Genomic DNA, 17,891 nt, shown 5'->3' with positions numbered 1-17,891 from the left:
GGTCCGGGCGGTTGTCCCGGGCATGAATGCACCGTGAAAATATACCTGGAGGCCCGCTGGATAGGCTTCTTAAACGCACCTAGTTATGCCACCGCGTCGGAACGACCTTCGCCTATAATCTTCTTTAACAGAAGATTGTTCCGAACTCGCCGATGACCACCCGAAACCGTCCACTCGACACCCTCGATCGCAAGATCATGCGCGAGCTGCAAAAGAACGCCCGGCTCAGCAATGCGGAACTCGCTGAACTGGTCGGTATGTCGACTACCGCGTGCTGGAATCGCACGCGGCAACTCGAAAACGAAGGCTATATCCGCGGCTATGTCGCTTTGCTCGATCAGCAGAAGCTCGGCTTTGCCGATGTGGTGCTGCTCGAAGTCACGCTGGACCGGCACGACGAGGATGCGCTCGCGCGCTTTGGCGCCGAACTCGCGACGCTCAGCGAAGTGCTCGAAGCCTACCTGGTATCCGGCGACTACGACTATCTGGTCAAGGTCGCCGTAGACGGCACCGCGGGCTACGAGCGCTTCCTGCGCGAAAAGCTCTACAAGATCGCAGGCATTCGCCATAGCCGCTCGATGTTCGCGCTGCGCTGCATGAAGAGCATTCCGTCGATTGCAATTTGAGCGCGCGCTTCAGTGCGCGGCCCGCGATGCGGCAATGATCGCCTCGGCCACGGCCTGCGGCTGGCTGAGCATCGCGACATGGCTCGTGTCGACGCGCGTGATCTTCGCGTCGATGTTTTTCGCCATCTCCAGTTGCAAGGCCGGATCGATCATGCGGTCGCGGCCCGACACCACGAAGTACGACGGCTTCTCATGCCATGCGGCGTTCGTCACCTTCTCGTCGATACAGCCGGCCGCCCACGGCTGCTGGGTCGCCGCGATCAGGCGCTTGCGAGGCAATGGCAGATCCTGCGCAAAATCGTCGAGCACCGCCTGGGTCGACAGCGTCAGATAGCCCGCCGAGTCCTTGCGTAGCTCGCTCGCCCAGACCGGCGCGGGTTGGTCCTTCGTGATGTCGGCGATGGACTGCCCGCTGTCCGGCGCAAACGCGGCGACGTAGACGAGGCTTTTCACCTTGTCGTCGTTGCCGGCCTCGCTGACCACCACGCCGCCCCACGAATGACCGACCAGAACCACGGGGCCGTTCTGTTGCGCGATCACCCGCCGGGTGGCCGCGACGTCGTCAGCGAGCGAGCTCAACGGATTCTGCACGGCCACCACGTGCAGGCCGCGCGCTTCGAGCAGCGGGATGACTTTGTCCCAGCTGGATCCGTCGGCGAAAGCGCCGTGTACGAGTACGACATTCTTGCCCTTCAGGTCATCGGACGGCGCGGCCTGCGCGAACTCCGTGGCCTGCAACGCGAACAGTCCGCCCAGCAACAGAACGGAGCCGAGGATTTTCTTTAGCAGCGTGGTCATCGTTTATGTCTCGACAGGTTGAGGAATCAATCTTGATGGACTGTCCGCGCGTTGACCTGAGTCGATGCGCGCGGACAGCTTGCCCATTTGCACCGATCACGAATGCGCGTAGATCGAACCGAGGCCGACGACGTTCGAGCCGTCGTTCGTGCCGTTCGCGGCCGCATGCTTCATCGGCACGCGCGCTCCAGAAGCCGAACCGCCGTTGTCAACGCCACCGTAAGCGGCCCCGCCCTGGCCCGCGCTGACACGCGCCTCTGCCGCCAGGATGTTCTGAGGGTATTGCGTGTTGTCGCTCGACGGGTTGTAGCCGGCCTTTTCCAACTGAACCAGTTCCGCGCGGACTTCAGCGCGCGTGAGCGCCTGTTGCGGCTGCGATTGAGCGAACGAAACGACGGGCACGGCGACGAGTGCGGCGACGATCAGCGATTGAACGAGTTTCATGAGTCTTCTCCGGTTGTCAGAACATTCAGGAATCAAGGAATCAGGAGTGCGCGTAGATCGCGCCGAGGCCGACGATGTCCGAGCCATCGTTCGCGCCATTCGCGGCCGCATGCTTCATCGGCACGCGCGAGCCCGAAGCCGAACCGCCGTTCACGACGCCACCGTAAGCGGCCGCGCCCTGGCCCGCGCTGATACGCGCCTCTGCCGCCTCGATGTTCTGCGGGTATTGCGTGTTGTCGCTCGACGGGTTGTAGCCGGCCTTTTGCAACTGGACCAGCTCCGCGCGGACTTCAGCGCGCGTGAGCGCCTGTTGCGGCTGCGATTGAGCGAACGAAACGACGGGAACGGCAACGAGTGCGGCGACGATCAGCGATTGAACGAGTTTCATGAGTCTTCTCCAGATATCAAACCATCAGGGATCAAAGGATTGAGCAGGACGCGAAGGCATCAACGCAGATACACTGCATGTCCCGCCTGATTCACACGCAACGTTGTGAATCAACCTTGCGTGAAGACATTTGAACGCGCCAACGTATCTGCAATGTTTTCGTCACCCCCCATTTGTGCAAGCGTGTTTGTCTGTGTACGGTGTCGATACATTGCGATACAAAAAGCGCTTCGAGACAGTTCGTACGGCGCGTCTATCGCGTTTCGTCCGCCCATGAAAAAACCCCAGCAGCCGGACATTCGACTGCTGGGGTTCTGTTCAGAACAGGAAACCGGCGCGCGCCGGCTCGATCACAGGCGCGTGACGTCGAGAATCGCATCCGCAAAGGCTTTCGGCGCTTCCTGCGGCAGGTTGTGGCCAATGCCGCCGTCTATATTGCGGTGCTGATACTTGCCGGTAAACTTCTTTGCGTAGGCTGCGGGGGCGGGATGCGCGGCGCCGTTCGCGTCGCCTTCGAGCGTGATGGTCGGCACGGCGATCGTCGGGCCGGTGGCGAGGCGCTTCTCGAGTTCGTCGTATTGCGGCTCGCCCTGCGCGAGCCCCAGGCGCCAGCGGTAGTTGTGAATCACCACGGCAACATGGTCCGGGTTTTTGAACGATTCGGCGGAACGCTCGAACGTGGCGTCGTCGAAATTCCATTTGGGCGAGGCGGTATGCCAGATCAGTTTGTTGAAGTCATGACGGTTCGCTTCATAGCCCGCGCGGCCGCGCTCGGTGGCGAAATAGAACTGATACCACCACGCGAGTTCGGCCTGCGGCGGCAACGGCGCACGATTCGCTTCCTGGCTGCCGATCAGATAGCCGCTCACCGACACCATCGCCTTCACGCGTTGCGGCCACAGCGCGGCGATGATGTTCACCGTGCGCGCACCCCAGTCGAAGCCGCCGAGCACGGCCTTGTCGATTTTCAGCGCGTCCATCAGGTTGATGATGTCGACCGCGACCACCGCCTGTTGACCGTTGCGCGGCGTATCCGCCGACAGAAAACGCGTGCTGCCATAGCCGCGCAGGAAAGGCACGATCACGCGATAGCCGGCCGCCGTGAGCAACGGCGTCACGTCGGCGAAGCTGTAGATGTCATAAGGCCAGCCATGCAGCAGAATGACCACCGGTCCGTTGCGCGGGCCCGCTTCCGCGTAGCTGACGTTCAGCGTGCCGGCGTTGATCGAGCGAATGTTCTCGAACGACGCGCTGCTCGCGCCCGTTTTGGCGCTGCCGGCCGTGTCGGCCGATTGCGCATGCGCGAGCCCGCTCAGTCCCAGTTCGAGCAGGCTGATACCCGCAATCGTCGTTCCGAGAAGGCGACGGCGCCGCATGTTGATCTGATCCGACATGGCTATTCTCCTTTTGTCAGGCTGTGATGCGGAATTAATCGGGTCCGTGCAAGCAGCTTGCCGCTGTCGCAACGCTTGAGAGGAATAGTGACAGCGCAAACCGTCGCGAGCAAGAGCAACTAAGTTCACATATCGTTGCTTTACGAGCAACACAACCACCGCAGTCGAGTATTAATATGCGAGAGATCAACCAGCAACGCCTTCGCTATTTCAACGAGGTGCTCACGCACGGCACCATCCGTGGCGCCGCCGAAAGCATCAATACATCGCCGTCCGTGATTACGCGGCAAATCAAACTGCTCGAAGACGAACTCGGCACCGTGCTGTTCGAGCGGCAGCCGCGCGGCGTGAAGCCAACCGAGGCGGCCACCCATCTGCTCGAATTCTGGCGCGGCTATCGTTCGCAGCAGGAGAAGCTCGAAGATCAGTTGCATGCGCTAAAAGGCCTGCAGCGAGGGCAGATTCGGCTCGCGGTCAGCGAAGGCTTCGTCGATATGCTGGTCGACGACGTGCTCGCGCCATTCTGCGCCCAATATCCGGAACTCGAGATTGGCCTCGATATGCTCGCGGTCGACGCGATCCAGGAAGAAGTCGCCGAAAGTCGGGCTCATATCGGGCTCGCGTACAATCCGCCGCCTCATGCGCGCATCGAGCATCGTGCGAGTTCGCCGCAGCCGGTCGTGTTGTTGTTGAGAAGCGACCATCCGCTCGCCAGGCGCAAACGACCCGCGACACTCGACGATCTGCGCGCGTGGCCGCTCGCACTGATGCCACCGACCTTCGGGATCGGCCATGTCGTCAAGATGACCGAGCTCGCGGAAAACGTGTCGATTCGCGCGACGCTGACCACCAACTCACTGAGTGCGCTGAAGCGCTTCGTCACGGTCGACAACTTCATGACACTAATCGGCGAATTCGCCGCTTACCGCGAAATCGCGAGCGGCGAATTGACGACGGTTCCCATCGCGCATCCGCTCTTTTCCGGTGCGCAGGCGCGGGTGCTCGTCAAAACTGGCCGACCGCTCGCGCCCGGACCACTCGAATTGCTGCGCTGGATTCAGGAGCGCATGCCGATGTTCGCCACGCCGAAGGTCAATCGAGCCGCGGGCGCAACGGGAGTCTCCGCACGCAAACGCAAGGCGTGACGATCCAGTGCCTGGGTCACTCCACTTCTAACCCCGCGCACCTCATCATCTCAGGCGATTTGTGTCGCAATGTATCTGCGCGATACGCAGATACACAAGCATGCACGCGCGCCCGATTGCCGACATAAAGCAGATACGTGCGGGCGTTCCAATACGGCCATCCCAGCCAACGGAACGCCCATCATGCACAGTCCTCTCGAAACTCCGCTCGCTCTGCTCGCCGGGCTGCTGACGATTGCCTCTCCCTGCGTGCTGCCGGTCATGCCGATCCTGCTCGGCACTTCCGTCGAACAACCAAGCCGCACGCGGCCGCTCTTTATCATCGCCGGCTTCATTCTGACTTTCGCGTCATTTGCGCTGCTATTGGGCGCGGTGTCGAGCACGGTGCATGTCGCACAACAGGTACTACGCAATACGGGCATTGCGTTGCTGGCTTTATCCGGATTCCTGCGCATCTGGCCGCGCCCTTTCAACTGGCTCGTCGCACAACTGCAAGGGCCCCTCGATCGCATCGGCGCGGTCGTGGCACCGGGCACGCAACCCGGCAGCGGCAACGCGGGCGGCTTCGTGCTCGGGATGTCGCTCGGCGCGGTATGGACACCCTGCGCCGGCCCCGTGCTTGCCTCGATCCTCGTGCTCGTCGTGAAGGCCCAGGATCTCGGCTGGTCGACGCTGCTGCTCACGCTGTATGCGATCGGTGCGGCAATTCCGATGCTCGCGATCATCTACGGCGGACATTACGTGACCCGCCATGTACGCGTCGTGGCACGTCACGCTGAGCGCCTGCAACAGGTATTCGGCGTACTGGTGATGCTGACCGCGCTCGCCATCTATCTGCAATACGACGTGCTGCTGTACGCGCGGCTCGCCGCCCTCTTCCCCTCACTGAAAGGAATCTGACATGACTACCCAATTGAAGAGCTTTGCACTGTCCACCGCATTTGCCGCCTGCGCGTTGCTCGCCGCTAGCACGACCGCCATCGCTGCACCGCAGGAAAGCGGGCCGCCCGCACCCGAATTCACCGGCATTACGCAATGGCTCAATAGCGAACCACTCAAGTTGCAGCAATTGCGTGGCAAAGTGGTTCTGGTCGACTTCTGGACCTATAGCTGCATCAATTGCGCCAACACGCTGCCTTACGTGAAAAGCTGGAATCAGAAGTACAAGGATCAGGGGCTCACGGTGATCGGCGTGCATACGCCCGAATATCCGTTCGAACGCGACACCGGCAACGTGAAGACCGCGCTCAAACGGCTCGGCATCAGCTATCCGGTTGCTCAGGACAACCAGTATGCGACATGGCGTGCCTATGACAACCAGTACTGGCCCGCGTTCTATCTGATCGACAAGAAAGGTGCCATCGTCTACACGCACTTCGGCGAAGGCGACTACGCGCAGACCGAGGCGAAGATTCAGGCGCTGCTCGCCCAGAAGAATTGACGAAGCGTGTGCCGACTCATCGAGCGGAAAAGCCCTCATGCGCCCGAGCAATCGGGAACATGGGGGCTTCATTCGTGATCGGCCGGCTAGAAAAGATAATTGGCGAAAAGACCGTACGTAATCTGACTTGTCTTCTCCGTGATCGGGCTATCCGTCGCATCGCCGCGCAGCCACGCGAACGACACGCTCGCGCCGACATTCCACTGCGTCGCGATCCGGTACACCCCGTTGACCGAGAAGCGCAACTGGTTCAAACCTGAACCGGCCGAATAGGTCGGCAATCCCGAGCGGGCGCTCTGTTCGGACGTCACGCCAAAATACGTTTCGTTATATTTGTCGCTTCCCCACGTCAGGCCCGGCCCCGCGCTCAGGGTCAGTTGCGGAATGGGCTGATAGCGACCAAGCAGATCGAACGTCGCGACGGTGCCACGATCGTTGCCGGCAATATCGGTCAACACACTCGCGCGCGCGGTGATGAAATCCCAGGTATAGACACCGAACAGCTCGGCGTGAGCGGTGCGTTTGACATCGCCGAGTCCGTGCAGCCGCGAGTCGTCGGACTCGCTGCGCGGTTCGATGAAATCGTATGTCAAAGCCGCACCGACGCGCCAGTTACTATCGCGATACAGATATGCACCGAGCGACAGCAGCGCCGCCGCATCCGGGTTCGCACCGATAAAGAAGCGATCGTAGTTCGCGCTCACCGACGGCACCACTTCCCACTTCGTCCCGCTCGCACCGGGGAATTTCGGCATGTTCACGACCCCGGCGCCGACCGCAAATCGCCACGGGCTCGCATTCGCTGCGGGTGTCTGCGTGATCTCTGGTGCGCCGATCGAGAATAGGCTTTCGGACAAGCCGAGCGTATCGTCCGCCATCGCGGCGACGGCAAACAGCGACAAGGCAGCCCCCGTCAGCGCCTTGATCATGCGCGGCTTTGACACATTAATCATTTCGATTTTCTCCATGAAAAAACAAGCGAGCCGAATACGGCTTTGCCGGCCCCGACATTCATCGCGTGGTGGCGATACGATCAAATAGCTGAATGGTGCGAACATGCCCCCAACAAAATGAAAATCGAATGAGTACGCATACCCGGACGCGATAGCGCTATAAAGGCGAATTGCAATGTCGCTAAAATGTGAACTGTCACCTCGTGCGAGGATGGCAATGATGAACGCGAGCTTGCATTACGCGATGCAATCGCCTTGCTGGGGTGCATGGCCGCCCCATCTCGCTCCCCCAACGTGGTCGAGAATTACGTGCCTTCTTACGGGATATTCACCGACAGAATGAGTGGTATGAGAATAGCCGGTTCTTTTCGGCAGTCGCAAGCATATTTTTTAATTAGGTGTTGCAACTATGTAATCAGGCAATAGATGCGACTTCAATGCTTGTATTAAATCGAGCGAATTTGCCGTCTTCAGTCTCAGGTTATACTCTTTGCTGGCTTGACTTTCATGCCGCCAATTGTGAACTGTAGTCAGATGGCGGCTTTCGATGCACAGTGATCTACGTTACGGGTGAGCTATGTCTTCAGGAAAGTACATCGGCAGTAAGAAGGTCAATCCATCGCTCTCGTGTCTGTGCGACAAGACTCAGGCGCAGTATGCGAACCGTCGCATCAGTGCCGACCTGTCGCGCCGCGGCTTTGTCACCGGTCTCGCGGCCTCGATGCTGAGTCTGGTTCTGCCCGGACTCAGCCAGGCGCAAAGCACCTTGCCGCCCGCACCGCCCGCCAAGCCCGTGCTGTTCACGAACTTCCGTTTGTTCGACGGCAAATCGATGACGTTGCGCGACGGCCTCTATATGGTTGTCGAGGGCAACAGCATCAGCCAGTTGGGTCAGGGGCAGCCCGCTTCGGTCGAAGGCAAGACGCTCGTCGATTGCGGCGGCAAGGTGATGATGCCCGGCCTGATCGACATGCACTGGCATGCGCTGCTCGCGGCGCTGCCGATTCAGGTCATCCTTCAATCCGACATTGCATTCGTCCATCTTGCCGCGAGCGCCGAAGCCGAACGCACGCTATTGCGCGGCTTCACGACGATACGCGACGCGGGCGGCCCTTCGTTCGCGCTCAAGCAGGCCATCGATAGCGGCATGATTTCGGGGCCGCGCATCTATCCGTCCGGCGCGATGATCACCACGACCGGCGGCCACGGCGATTTTCGTCCGTTGACGGATCTGCCGCGTACCAGCAGTCAGGTCACGCAAGGGGAGCGGGATGGCGGCTTCGCGATCGCCGACACCGAAGACGAAATGCGCGTGCGCGTGCGCGAGCAGTTCATTCAGGGCGCGACGCAGATCAAGCTGGTCGGATCCGGTGGCGTATCGACGCCGCGCAGTCCGCTCGACATGCTGACGTTCACCGAAAAACAGCTGCGCGCGGCGGTCGAAACGGCGGCCGACTGGGGCACCTATGTCCTCTCGCATGCGTACACGCCCGAAGCGGTTCAGCGTTCCGTGGCGGCGGGCGCGCAGTGCATCGAGCATGGTCATCTGATGGACGACAAGACCGCGGCATTGATGGCGAAAAACGGCACGTGGTTGAGCACGCAGCCGTTCATCAGTGAAGAGGACGTGGGCCCGCTCGCCCCGCAGAGTCGCGAAAAGTTTCTTGAAGTGGTGGCAGGCACCGACAACGCTTTCAGACTCGCGCGCAAGCATGGCATCAAGGTCGCGTTCGGCACGGACCTGCTCTTCTCACAGGCCATCGCGACGCGGCAAGGCACGATGCTCACTCACATGAAGCGTTGGTATAGCCCGGCCGAAGCGTTGGGGATGGCCACGGGTACCAATGGCCAACTGCTCGCGCTGACCGGCAAGCGCAATCCGTATCCGCGCAGGCTCGGCGTGCTCGAGGAAGGTGCGTACGCCGATCTGCTGCTCGTCGATGGCAATCCGCTCGAGAATCTCGACCTGATTGCGAATCCGGAGCAGAACCTGCGCATCGTGATGAAGGATGGGAAGTTCTACAAGAACACGCTGAAAGCGTAGTCAGCAATGCATGCGGGCGCGCAACCTCGCGCGCCCGCATTCGCTACACCGTCACACTATTTAGCTGTGTCCCTGCAGACGGATGTCGCGCGACGATGCGCCGACGTACACCGAGCTGCCCGGCACATAGAGCCAACGGTTGTTGGTCGTATCCCACACGCTTTGCATGCGCTGCGTCACGACCAGATGCACACGGCGCGATTCGCCCGGGTTCAGACCCACCTTGTCCCAACCGACGAGACGACGCGGCGGCTCACCCTGATACGGCACGCCCAGATACACCTGCGGCACTTCCGCACCGGCGACGCGGCCATCGTTACGCACGTTGAAGGACACGTCGATCAAGCCGCCCGGCAGATGCTGAACCGACAGACCCGAGTACGCGAAGTGCGTGTAAGACAGGCCGTAGCCGAACTCGAACATCGGCGTGATGTTCTGCGAGTCGTACCAGCGATAGCCCATGTCAAGCTTCTCGGAGTAGACCGGGTTTGCCGCAAACGCGCCATTCGTGCCCCACGTCGGCGTATCCTGATCGCGCACCGGGAACGTGACGGGCAGCTTGCCGGAAGGATTGACCTTGCCGAACAGCACGTTCGCGATCGCGTTGCCGCCGCCTTCACCCGGATACCACGCTTCGACGATCGCCGACACGCTGTCCTTCCAGGGCATCAGCACCGGGTTGCCGCTTTCGACGACGACGATCGTGTGCGGATTGGCCGCCGCGACCGCTTCGACGAGCGCATCCTGGTTGGTCGGATTCGCGAGTTCCAGACTCGGCTGATCGCCGATGTCCTCGCCGGCCGGCTGCGCGACCACGACGATCGCGACGTCGGAGTTGGCCGCCAACTGCGCCGCCTGGGTGATCTGCTGCTGCGTGTAGGCGGCAAACGGCGACTGCTGATCGCTATTGCCGGCGAACGTCACCGTGGCCTGCGGTGCGGCTGCCTGAATCGCCGAGACGATCGGCGTGGGCAGCTTCAGCCATGGGTTGGTCCACCAGCTGCAGCCTGTCGTCGTGCCGAACGTCAGGCCACCGCAACCGGAGAACGCGCCCGTCACCGGATCACGCGTATTGCCGGAGCCACCGCCCGTCAGCACCGCCGCGTCGGCGTGGCCGCCGATCACCGCGATACGCGACAACGCGCCGCCCGCAAGCGGCAGCTGATTGTTGGCGTTCTTCAGGAGGACCATCGATTGCTCTTCGACCGACTGCGTGAACGCTCTTGCAGCGGAGAAGTCGATCGTCGCGCCACCCTTCGGCGGATCGTCCATCACGCCCGTGCGGATCATCACGTACAGCTTGCGCTCGACCATGTCGTCGAGGCGCGCGGTCGACACCGAGCCGTTCGCGATCGCCTGCTTGACCAGCGTGGGCGTCAGATAGACGGTCGAACCGACATCTTCTTCCTCATCGAGACCGGCATTGATCGCCGGTGCCGTGCTATGCGTCGCGCCCCAGTCCGACTGCACCTGACCTTCGAAGTGCCAGTCGTTCTTCAGCACGTCGTTGAGAATGTGCGAGTTTTCACAGGCTTGCGTGCCGTTGACCTCGTTGTAGCTGCACATCACGCTGCCGGGCTGCGCGCGGCGCGCGGCGATTTCGAACGGCAGCAGATAGAGCTCGCGCATCGTGCGCTCGTCGATCTGGCTATTGCCGCCGCCGCGGTTATGTTCCTGCTCATTGCCCATGTAATGCTTGATCGTCGCGATGACCTTCTGGCTTTGCGTGCCATCGGTCCGCGCGGCGAGCATTTCACCGGCGAGCACGGGATCTTCGCCTAGATACTCGAAGAGTCGGCCGCCGCGTGGCTCACGCGCGAGGTTCGTGCCGCCGCCGAGGCCCATGGCGAAGCCCTGCTGACGCAACTGGATCGCGATCTGTTTGCCGAAGTTCCACGCCAGCGCAGGGTCCCAGCTTGCCGCCACCGCGAGCGTCGCGGGGAAGGTCGTCGATGGCTGGTTGGTGCTGCCCGAACCCGTTGCGGAGTCGACCATGTTCAGGTCCGGGATGCCAAGACGCGGCACACCTTGAATGTAGCCCGCGCCGCCGCCCGGCACGGACGACATCGCGTACTCCGAATGAATGAACTGCAGCTTTTCGTCGACCGTCATCTTGTTGACGAGCGTTTCCGCGCGCCGATGCGCCGCGGCGGACGCAAACGCGTTCAGCACCGTCGACATGGGTGCAAAGTCGAGCCCAGGAGTGGGGATTTCCGCGTGCGCAGCAGCGCTCACAGCCGCCGCTATCGCGACGGCCGGCCAAAGTTTCTTCTGCATCGTTTTCTCTCCGAAATTGTGCTTTTGTTGGGGGCAGCGGAGCGCGTCGGGTGGGTGGGAAGCGGACGCGAAAACAGGCGTGCAGCGATGACTGCAAACGTTTGCCTGCTGGAAGAAGAATCAGCGCAACTGGATGGGCTGTAGCGACTCTCCGTGGTGAGTAATGTAAGAATGTAGTCTGACTACAGCATCGGTAATTCTACTAATACGCGTAACTTTATGCGTAATGAGACGTAAGGCTTTTCTTACACAGGCTAATTGAAAGCTATCGAATCAATTCGAATAATCAATCGGCAATTTCTATTCGAATATTTCACACATTTGAGAAACGCGGAAAAATGTACGGCGATGTGCGACGTATCGTCGCTGTTGGCCTGGCGCGGGGTTGGAAGAAGGTGCGCTCCTGGTCCGACACACAGCGCGTCGCCGGCGCATAGCCAAGCGGCTGCCGGCATTCGGCATGTTTTTGTGACTCGTCCCGGCCACCCCATCTCAAAATTAGGACCCATCCAATATTCATGGAAAGTCGTGGTCAATAGACTAAGGACTCTTCTTACCGGGTTGTGTAGCGCTAATCAGTAACCCTCTGTCTATTGGATTTCTATTGGGTTTCTATTGCGTTTCAAGCAGTGTCATTCATGCCTGCAGCCCTTTCGACTGCGAGGTTTTGCAATGATGCGCTTGCCCTTTTTACGTCATGGCTGCTCCGGCGCTTACGCCATTTCCAGCAAAGTGCGTCATCTCCCGAATTGCCGATTCAAGTCTTCGGCGCGTGCGGTATTGCTATGCGGCATCGTTGCGCTGCTTGGCACGTCGGATTGGGTTGTGGAGTCCGAGGTCGACAGTGACGTGAACACATCGAGTGAAACCACAAATACTCCGCTATCTGACGCTGCGCCGCTTATCATGGCGGAGGCCGATCGTGGCTCATACGCGGGGCGGATTGAAGGGACGTTGCGCGACACGCTGGTGCAAGCTGCCGTGCCGATGGATGTGCAGGAGCAAATCGCGCGTGTTTTTGCTCCCCGACTCAACCTCGCCGCACCCGCGCAGACCGGCGACACCTACCAGGTGCTCTATGAATCGGACAATACGGCCGCACCGCGCAATCGTCTGACGGCCGTCGAACTCAGGTCGGGCGGTAAGGTCTACCAGGCCGTGTGGTTCGTCGCGCCGGGGCACACTAACGGCGACTACTATTCGTTCGGCGGACAGCGGCTTGCCGCCACGCCATTTGCGCTGCCTCTCCGATACGTTCGGGTCAGTTCGCCATTCGGTCACCGAATTCATCCGGTCAAGGGCAAGCATCTCATGCACACAGGCGTGGACTTCGCCGCACCGAAGGGGACACCTGTCCTCGCGGCCGCCTCAGGAACCGTGCGGTTCATCGGCTTCCAACAGGGGTACGGCAACATCATCGTGCTCAGTCATCCGCGAGGCTATACGACGCACTACGCACACCTGTCGACCTTTGCTCCGAAATTGCGCGTCGGCGCGCCGGTGACTGAAGGACAAGCGCTCGGCGCGGTAGGCCGTACCGGCACGGCCACGGGGGCCCATCTGCATTTCGAGGTGCGTGAGCATAATCAACCGCGCGATCCGCTGAAGTTGACAAGCCGAACCGGTGCTTCGCCGCTAACGAGCAGTCAGCGCATCGCGTTCGATAGCACGACGGGCGTCCTGCGCGAAAAACTCGCGGCGTTGTCCGTCGATACTCCGACGGTCAGGATGGCGTCGAATGCTGAAAGCACAGCGAATCTCGAGGCATCGCAGAAGGGCTCGTCGGGTTGAGGCACGAAACCATGCGTGCGTAGCGTCACGCGTGATTCCTTTGCCTCGGTATTGACAACAAAAAAATCGGCCTCTAGTTTACTGGAAACACCGTCCCTTAAACTGGATCACATGGACATCAACGCCCTGATCGCGCGCCGCATCCGCGAGCTGCGCGACGCGCAAGCCTGGTCGCTGGATGCGCTGGCCGAGCGCAGCAAGGTCAGCCGCTCGAATATCTCGCTGATCGAGCGCGGGCAGAGCAGCCCCACCGCGACCGTGCTCGACAAACTCGCCACCGCGTTGAACGTGCCGCTCGCGTCGCTGTTCGAGCAGGATGGCGCGCCGGCTGCCGAGCCGTCGCCGGTTAGTCGCGCGGCCGAGCAGGCGGTGTGGACCGATCCGAGTTCCGGTTATGTGAGGCGTCATCTGTCGCCGACCGCGCGTTCGGCGATCCAACTGGTCGAGGTCAACTTTCCCGCGGGTCGGCGCGTCAGTTACGAAACTGGCGCGCGCGACGCCGACATTCATCAGCAGGTGTGGATGCTCGAAGGGGCCATGGAAATCACGGTCGGCGACAGCACCTGGCGACTCAAAGCTGGCGATTGTCTCGCCATGCGGCTCGATAGCCCGACCGCATTCCGCAACCCCACGCGCAAACGCGCACGCTATCTCGTCGCGCTAACCACATGGCCAGTCAACGAACGGAGAAACGGATGACCGATAGCGTGACCATACGACGTGTCGACGCGAACGAAGCGGCGGCCTGTGTCGAAGCGCTCGCCGACGTGCTGATCGACTGCGTGGAAGGCGGGGCGTCGGTCAGCTTCATGCTGCCGATCTCGCGCACCACCGCGCTCGCGTTCTGGCGCAACGTCGCGGAGGGCGTCGCACGCGGCGAGCGCGCCTTGCTGATCGCCGAAGATCCCGGCGGCGACATCGTCGGCACCGTGCAGTTGATCACCGCGCAACCCGAAAATCAGCCGCATCGTGCGGATGTCGCGAAGATGCTCGTGCATAGAAAGGCACGCCGACGCGGCGTCGCTCACGCTTTGATGAGCGAGCTGGATCGGATCGCACGGCAAGAGAAAAAATCGGTTCTGGTACTCGACACCGTGACCGGTGGCGATGCCGAGCGGCTCTATCTGCGCGCCGGCTGGCAACGTGTCGGCAGCGTGCCGAATTACGCGCTGATGCCAGACGGTACGTTCTGTGGCACGACCTTCTTTTGCAAACAGCTCTGACTACGCAGACGCCGCGCTCCGCGCAATTATTTGAAAATTTCAACTACTTACCTATAATGCCTGCACTGCGGATGACGGCGCACGGCGGAGCAACTTCTTGTACTCGGACTTCCTGACTTTCAGGCTCGATCTGACCAGCGCGTTGCTGATCAACCGCGCAAATCTGGTCTACCGCGAGCGCTGGGATCTCGACGTGCGCGCGCTGCGCGTGCTGCGCCTCGTCTGCGCGGAGCCCGACATCACGCCCAAGTCCGTTTCGCAACGCGCGCTGATCGAAAAGACGCTGCTTTCCAAGGTCCTCGCCGAGCTTGAAACGCGCGGCCTGATCACGCGCAGCATGCATGCGTCGGACCGCCGTAGCATCGCGTTGCGCGCCACGGCGCACGGCCTCGAAGTTGCGCAGGCGTCCGAAACGATCGGCACCGAACTCGAAGGCGAGCTCGCGAAGGCGCTCAGCGAGAACGAGCGCAAGACGCTCGAGCGTCTGCTGCGCAAGCTGTCGCACAGCCTGCTCGAAAGCGAGTCTGCAAACGCGCCGCCTGCGAAAGCATGAAAGAAAACATCATCCCCGACGATGCGACGCTGAAGCCGAACATGCATACCTACGACGAAGACGTGCGCGAGTACATGCTCGACGCGATCCGCCGCATCGGCTGCCAACCCGAAACCACTCCGTGAATTCACACGCCGTCTATACCATTCTCGATCTGATCGGCACCTTCGTATTCGCGATCAGCGGCGCGGTAGCCGCGCGTCAACGAAGGCTCGACCTGTTCGGCATCGTCGTGATCGCCTTCATGGTCGCGTGCGGCGGGGGTATCGTGCGCGACGTGTGCATTGGCGCGATCCCGCCGGCGGGACTGTCCAACTGGCGATATCTGGCCGTCGCGCTCGCCGCGTCGGCGGTGGCGATTCTCGCGTATCCGCAAGTGCGCCGGCTGCGTCAGCCGGTGCTGTTCTTCGATGCGATCGGGCTGGGTCTGTTCGCGGTGTCGGGGGCGCAGAAAGCGCTCGCGTATGGTCACAATGCGGAGCTCGCGATTCTGCTCGGCATCGTCAGCGCGGTGGGCGGCGGTGTGATGCGCGACGTCGTGCTTTCGCGCGTGCCCGCGATTCTGGAGCGCGAGATCTATGCATCGGCCGCGCTGTTCGGTGCGGCGGTGCAGGTCGGCTTTTCGTATGCGGGCTGGACCGACTGGTGGACGCCGTGGTTCGCCACGCTCGCGTGCGTGCTGGTGCGACTCGCCTCGCTGCGCTACGGCTGGCGGCTGCCGGTCTTCCAGGGCCGACGCACGGCCGAGACGCGCGACAACCCATAACGGCCCTTCCGCGCTGACGGCGAAGCACGCGCAACGCGGCTCACGCGGCGCGCAACGCCTTCTGAAACGCCGCGAGCACCGCGCCAGCGGCGAGCAGCAGCGCCGAGTACACGAGCCCGCGCGCGAGCCCCGCACCATCCGACACCCAGCCGATCACGACCGGCCCGACGATCTGCCCGAACGCGAACACGATCGTGAAGGCGCTGATGCCCTTTGCCCAATGGCTCGCGGGCAGATTGTGGCGCACGAACGCAGTCGTCGATGCGACCGCGGATAGAAACGTCGCGCCGAACAGCGTGCCCGAAACGAACGCGACCCACGGCTGCGTGAACAGCGCGGGTAGCAGCGTCGCGATCGCGAGCAGCGCGTTGAGCACCGCGAGCGCCTGGCCGCCGCGCATACGATCGAGCAGCGTCGACCAGATCCGCGCCGACACCACGGTCGCCGCGCCCAGCAGCAAATAGAAACCAGTGACGACCGCCGCGCTCATGCCGGCGTTGCGCAGCAGCGCGACGATGAACGTCATGTAGCCGATATAGCCGACGCCGAACAGGCCATAGCCCGCGAGCGCGGTGGCGAATCGCGGCCAGCGTGGCGGGTTGGCTACGTCGCTGACGTGCGCAGTCGACGTCGCGCTCAAATGCGCCCGCTCGATCCGGCGCGAGGCGCCGATCGCGACCGAGGTGAACAGCGCGCAGGCCGCCGCCAGCGCGAACCACGCAAATTGCCAGCCGTGGGCGACGTCGAGAATCGTCACCGGCACCAGCATCGACGACGCGACGATCCCCCACCCGGTGCCGCCGTAATACAGACCGAGGATGAGCCCCGCATCGCGCGGCCGCGCCGATGCGAGCCGCGCCGCGAGCACGCCGCCGCCGACGAAGATGGCCGCGCTGCTCGCGCCGGTGATCACGCGCAGCGTCAACAACGCATGCGTGCCGGCGGTGAGGCCGCTGCTGCCCATCAGCAGCGTGGTCAGCACACAGCCGCCCGCGAACAGCGCGCCCACCGACCAGCGGCGCGCGAGGCGCGGAAACACGAGCGCGCCGAGCAGATAGCCGAGCGCGTTGGCGGTGTTCATTGCGCCGGCCTGCGCGAAGCTCCAGCCGAGGTCGAGTTTCATCGACGGCAACAGTAATGCGTACGCGAAGCGCGCGAAGCCGAGCGCGATCGCGCTGCCGAGCGATAGCGCAGCGGCGAGCAGCAGGGTCGGCAGGCGTTGGGCCGCGATGGTGGTCGGAGAGTGCGGGGCGGTGTCGGCGGAACGGGAGGACATGGGCGGAGGGACGTGAACGGGAACGCTGCAAGCCGGTTTGGGAGCAAGTGGGACGGCCGCATGCGCGAGATTGCCATCATAGCCGGGAGCGACGCTCAGGCTTGACGGTTAGTTGCATTAGCTCAAATGTCGGATGCTTTTAAATGAGAATGATTTGCATTAACGACGAATTTGGCCCATGATTCAGCGCATGGCAGATCACCCGACCTTCAATCCGACTCGCGACGCGACCGCGTCCCATGTGGCCAGCGCGCGTTGCCGGACTGTCTCCCTGGAGGAGCATCGATGAACTTCCGATCGCAACACGGCAGCCGCCCCGAACTGATCGACGACCATCCGCTCGACGCCGTCGGCGCGCCCGAGCACACCGTGCTCAGCGCCGTGCGCACATGGCTGCGGCCGGCCTGCGAAAGCGCGCGCGGTAGCCTGCATTGGCGCGACATCCTGAGCGAGGCCGGCCTACGCCAGGACGGCATCGAGCACTTCGACCTGCTGATGCGCTCGTTGATGCGCGTGTCGTATCGGCCGCTCGACATGCGCTGCCGTTGCGCGACCGAACTCGGCAAGGACGAGGCCGTGATGCTGCAATCGATCGCGCTGCTGCAGAAGACCCATAGCGGCGCCGCGTTGCGCATGCTCGGCGAATGGCTGCCCGCGCCGGCCGTCAGCGGCGTGCTGAAACTGCTGCGCTGGTTCGCCATCGATCTGCTCGATGCCGGCGTCGAACTCGACGTGCAGGCGCGCCGCGTCACATACATGCATTGAGGACCTT

At 62.1% G+C, this 17,891-nt stretch carries 19 protein-coding genes; 12 read left to right on the top strand and 7 right to left on the bottom strand.

The window, feature by feature from the left end:
- The first annotated feature begins 152 nt into the window (after nucleotides 1–152).
- Entirely contained in the window at nucleotides 153–626 is a 474-nt protein-coding gene (locus tag CI15_RS22095; RefSeq protein ID WP_062131045.1) for an Lrp/AsnC family transcriptional regulator, read from the top strand.
- A 9-nt stretch (nucleotides 627–635) separates the two neighbouring features.
- On the opposite strand, the gene CI15_RS22090 is transcribed toward CI15_RS22095, so the two are convergent.
- The 4 genes from CI15_RS22090 to CI15_RS22075 all read right to left on the bottom strand — a co-directional run bounded on the left by CI15_RS22090 (nucleotide 636) and on the right by CI15_RS22075 (nucleotide 3,650).
- Complete coding sequence (locus CI15_RS22090) at nucleotides 636–1,424, bottom strand: alpha/beta fold hydrolase (RefSeq protein WP_062131042.1); 789 nt, start codon at nucleotides 1,422–1,424, stop codon at nucleotides 636–638.
- A 96-nt stretch (nucleotides 1,425–1,520) separates the two neighbouring features.
- Nucleotides 1,521–1,868, bottom strand: coding sequence for a DUF4148 domain-containing protein (locus CI15_RS22085; protein ID WP_062131039.1), 348 nt, complete (start codon nucleotides 1,866–1,868; stop codon nucleotides 1,521–1,523).
- Nucleotides 1,869–1,908: 40 nt separating this feature from the next.
- A complete protein-coding gene (locus CI15_RS22080; protein WP_062131036.1) occupies nucleotides 1,909–2,256 on the bottom strand; it encodes a DUF4148 domain-containing protein in 348 nt (115 codons plus the stop codon).
- A gap of 350 nt (nucleotides 2,257–2,606) precedes the next feature.
- The gene (locus CI15_RS22075) at nucleotides 2,607–3,650 is read right to left on the bottom strand and encodes an alpha/beta fold hydrolase (protein ID WP_062131032.1); all 1,044 of its coding nucleotides are present in this window, start codon (nucleotides 3,648–3,650) and stop codon (nucleotides 2,607–2,609) included.
- Nucleotides 3,651–3,826: 176 nt separating this feature from the next.
- On the opposite strand from CI15_RS22075, the gene CI15_RS22070 reads away from it, so the two are divergent.
- The 3 genes from CI15_RS22070 (at nucleotide 3,827) to CI15_RS22060 (ending at nucleotide 6,236) form a co-directional block, all read left to right on the top strand.
- Nucleotides 3,827–4,795 carry a LysR family transcriptional regulator gene (locus tag CI15_RS22070; RefSeq protein ID WP_062131031.1) on the top strand — a complete coding sequence of 323 codons (969 nt, stop codon included), beginning with the start codon at nucleotides 3,827–3,829 and terminating at the stop codon, nucleotides 4,793–4,795.
- 183 nt (nucleotides 4,796–4,978) lie between these two features.
- Nucleotides 4,979–5,695, top strand: a complete 717-nt coding sequence (locus CI15_RS22065) for a cytochrome c biogenesis CcdA family protein (protein WP_062131028.1) — start codon at nucleotides 4,979–4,981, stop codon at nucleotides 5,693–5,695.
- 1 nt (nucleotide 5,696) lies between these two features.
- Complete coding sequence (locus CI15_RS22060) at nucleotides 5,697–6,236, top strand: thioredoxin family protein (RefSeq protein WP_062131025.1); 540 nt, start codon at nucleotides 5,697–5,699, stop codon at nucleotides 6,234–6,236.
- An 86-nt stretch (nucleotides 6,237–6,322) separates the two neighbouring features.
- Here the strand turns inward: CI15_RS22060 and CI15_RS22055 are convergent, their stop codons facing one another.
- Complete coding sequence (locus tag CI15_RS22055; RefSeq protein ID WP_161950051.1) at nucleotides 6,323–7,189, bottom strand: MipA/OmpV family protein; 867 nt, start codon at nucleotides 7,187–7,189, stop codon at nucleotides 6,323–6,325.
- Nucleotides 7,190–7,910: 721 nt separating this feature from the next.
- On the opposite strand from CI15_RS22055, the gene CI15_RS22050 reads away from it, so the two are divergent.
- The gene (locus CI15_RS22050) at nucleotides 7,911–9,233 is read left to right on the top strand and encodes a metal-dependent hydrolase family protein (protein ID WP_062131652.1); all 1,323 of its coding nucleotides are present in this window, start codon (nucleotides 7,911–7,913) and stop codon (nucleotides 9,231–9,233) included.
- Nucleotides 9,234–9,293: 60 nt separating this feature from the next.
- On the opposite strand, the gene CI15_RS22045 is transcribed toward CI15_RS22050, so the two are convergent.
- Nucleotides 9,294–11,510 (bottom strand): beta-glucosidase family protein, encoded by a 2,217-nt coding sequence (locus CI15_RS22045; RefSeq protein WP_062131019.1) that lies wholly within the window; start codon nucleotides 11,508–11,510, stop codon nucleotides 9,294–9,296.
- A 672-nt stretch (nucleotides 11,511–12,182) separates the two neighbouring features.
- Here CI15_RS22045 and CI15_RS22040 point away from each other — a divergent pair.
- The 6 genes from CI15_RS22040 (at nucleotide 12,183) to CI15_RS22020 (ending at nucleotide 15,843) form a co-directional block, all read left to right on the top strand.
- Nucleotides 12,183–13,301, top strand: coding sequence for a M23 family metallopeptidase (locus CI15_RS22040; protein WP_062131016.1), 1,119 nt, complete (start codon nucleotides 12,183–12,185; stop codon nucleotides 13,299–13,301).
- 111 nt (nucleotides 13,302–13,412) lie between these two features.
- Nucleotides 13,413–14,000 carry a helix-turn-helix domain-containing protein gene (locus CI15_RS22035; protein ID WP_062131013.1) on the top strand — a complete coding sequence of 196 codons (588 nt, stop codon included), beginning with the start codon at nucleotides 13,413–13,415 and terminating at the stop codon, nucleotides 13,998–14,000.
- The gene (locus CI15_RS22030) at nucleotides 13,997–14,524 is read left to right on the top strand and encodes a GNAT family N-acetyltransferase (protein WP_062131010.1); all 528 of its coding nucleotides are present in this window, start codon (nucleotides 13,997–13,999) and stop codon (nucleotides 14,522–14,524) included. The genes CI15_RS22035 and CI15_RS22030 overlap by 4 nt, the downstream gene beginning before the upstream one ends.
- Before the next feature lie 97 nt (nucleotides 14,525–14,621).
- A complete protein-coding gene (locus tag CI15_RS22025) occupies nucleotides 14,622–15,077 on the top strand; it encodes a MarR family winged helix-turn-helix transcriptional regulator (protein WP_062131007.1) in 456 nt (151 codons plus the stop codon).
- Nucleotides 15,074–15,202 (top strand): hypothetical protein, encoded by a 129-nt coding sequence (locus tag CI15_RS38070; RefSeq protein ID WP_277621046.1) that lies wholly within the window; start codon nucleotides 15,074–15,076, stop codon nucleotides 15,200–15,202. The genes CI15_RS22025 and CI15_RS38070 overlap by 4 nt, the downstream gene beginning before the upstream one ends.
- Entirely contained in the window at nucleotides 15,199–15,843 is a 645-nt protein-coding gene (locus CI15_RS22020) for a trimeric intracellular cation channel family protein (RefSeq protein WP_062131005.1), read from the top strand. The genes CI15_RS38070 and CI15_RS22020 overlap by 4 nt, the downstream gene beginning before the upstream one ends.
- Before the next feature lie 40 nt (nucleotides 15,844–15,883).
- On the opposite strand, the gene CI15_RS22015 is transcribed toward CI15_RS22020, so the two are convergent.
- Nucleotides 15,884–17,119 (bottom strand): YbfB/YjiJ family MFS transporter, encoded by a 1,236-nt coding sequence (locus CI15_RS22015; RefSeq protein ID WP_062131002.1) that lies wholly within the window; start codon nucleotides 17,117–17,119, stop codon nucleotides 15,884–15,886.
- 285 nt (nucleotides 17,120–17,404) lie between these two features.
- On the opposite strand from CI15_RS22015, the gene CI15_RS22010 reads away from it, so the two are divergent.
- On the top strand, nucleotides 17,405–17,884 hold the full coding sequence (locus CI15_RS22010) for a hypothetical protein (RefSeq protein WP_062130999.1): 480 nt from the start codon (nucleotides 17,405–17,407) through the stop codon (nucleotides 17,882–17,884).
- Nucleotides 17,885–17,891: the final 7 nt, after the last annotated feature.

Source organism: Paraburkholderia monticola (assembly GCF_001580545.1).
Classification (GTDB): Bacteria; Pseudomonadota; Gammaproteobacteria; order Burkholderiales; family Burkholderiaceae; genus Paraburkholderia; species Paraburkholderia monticola.
Note: the sequence above shows the minus strand (reverse complement) of the source record. Positions and strands in the feature narration are given on the sequence as shown.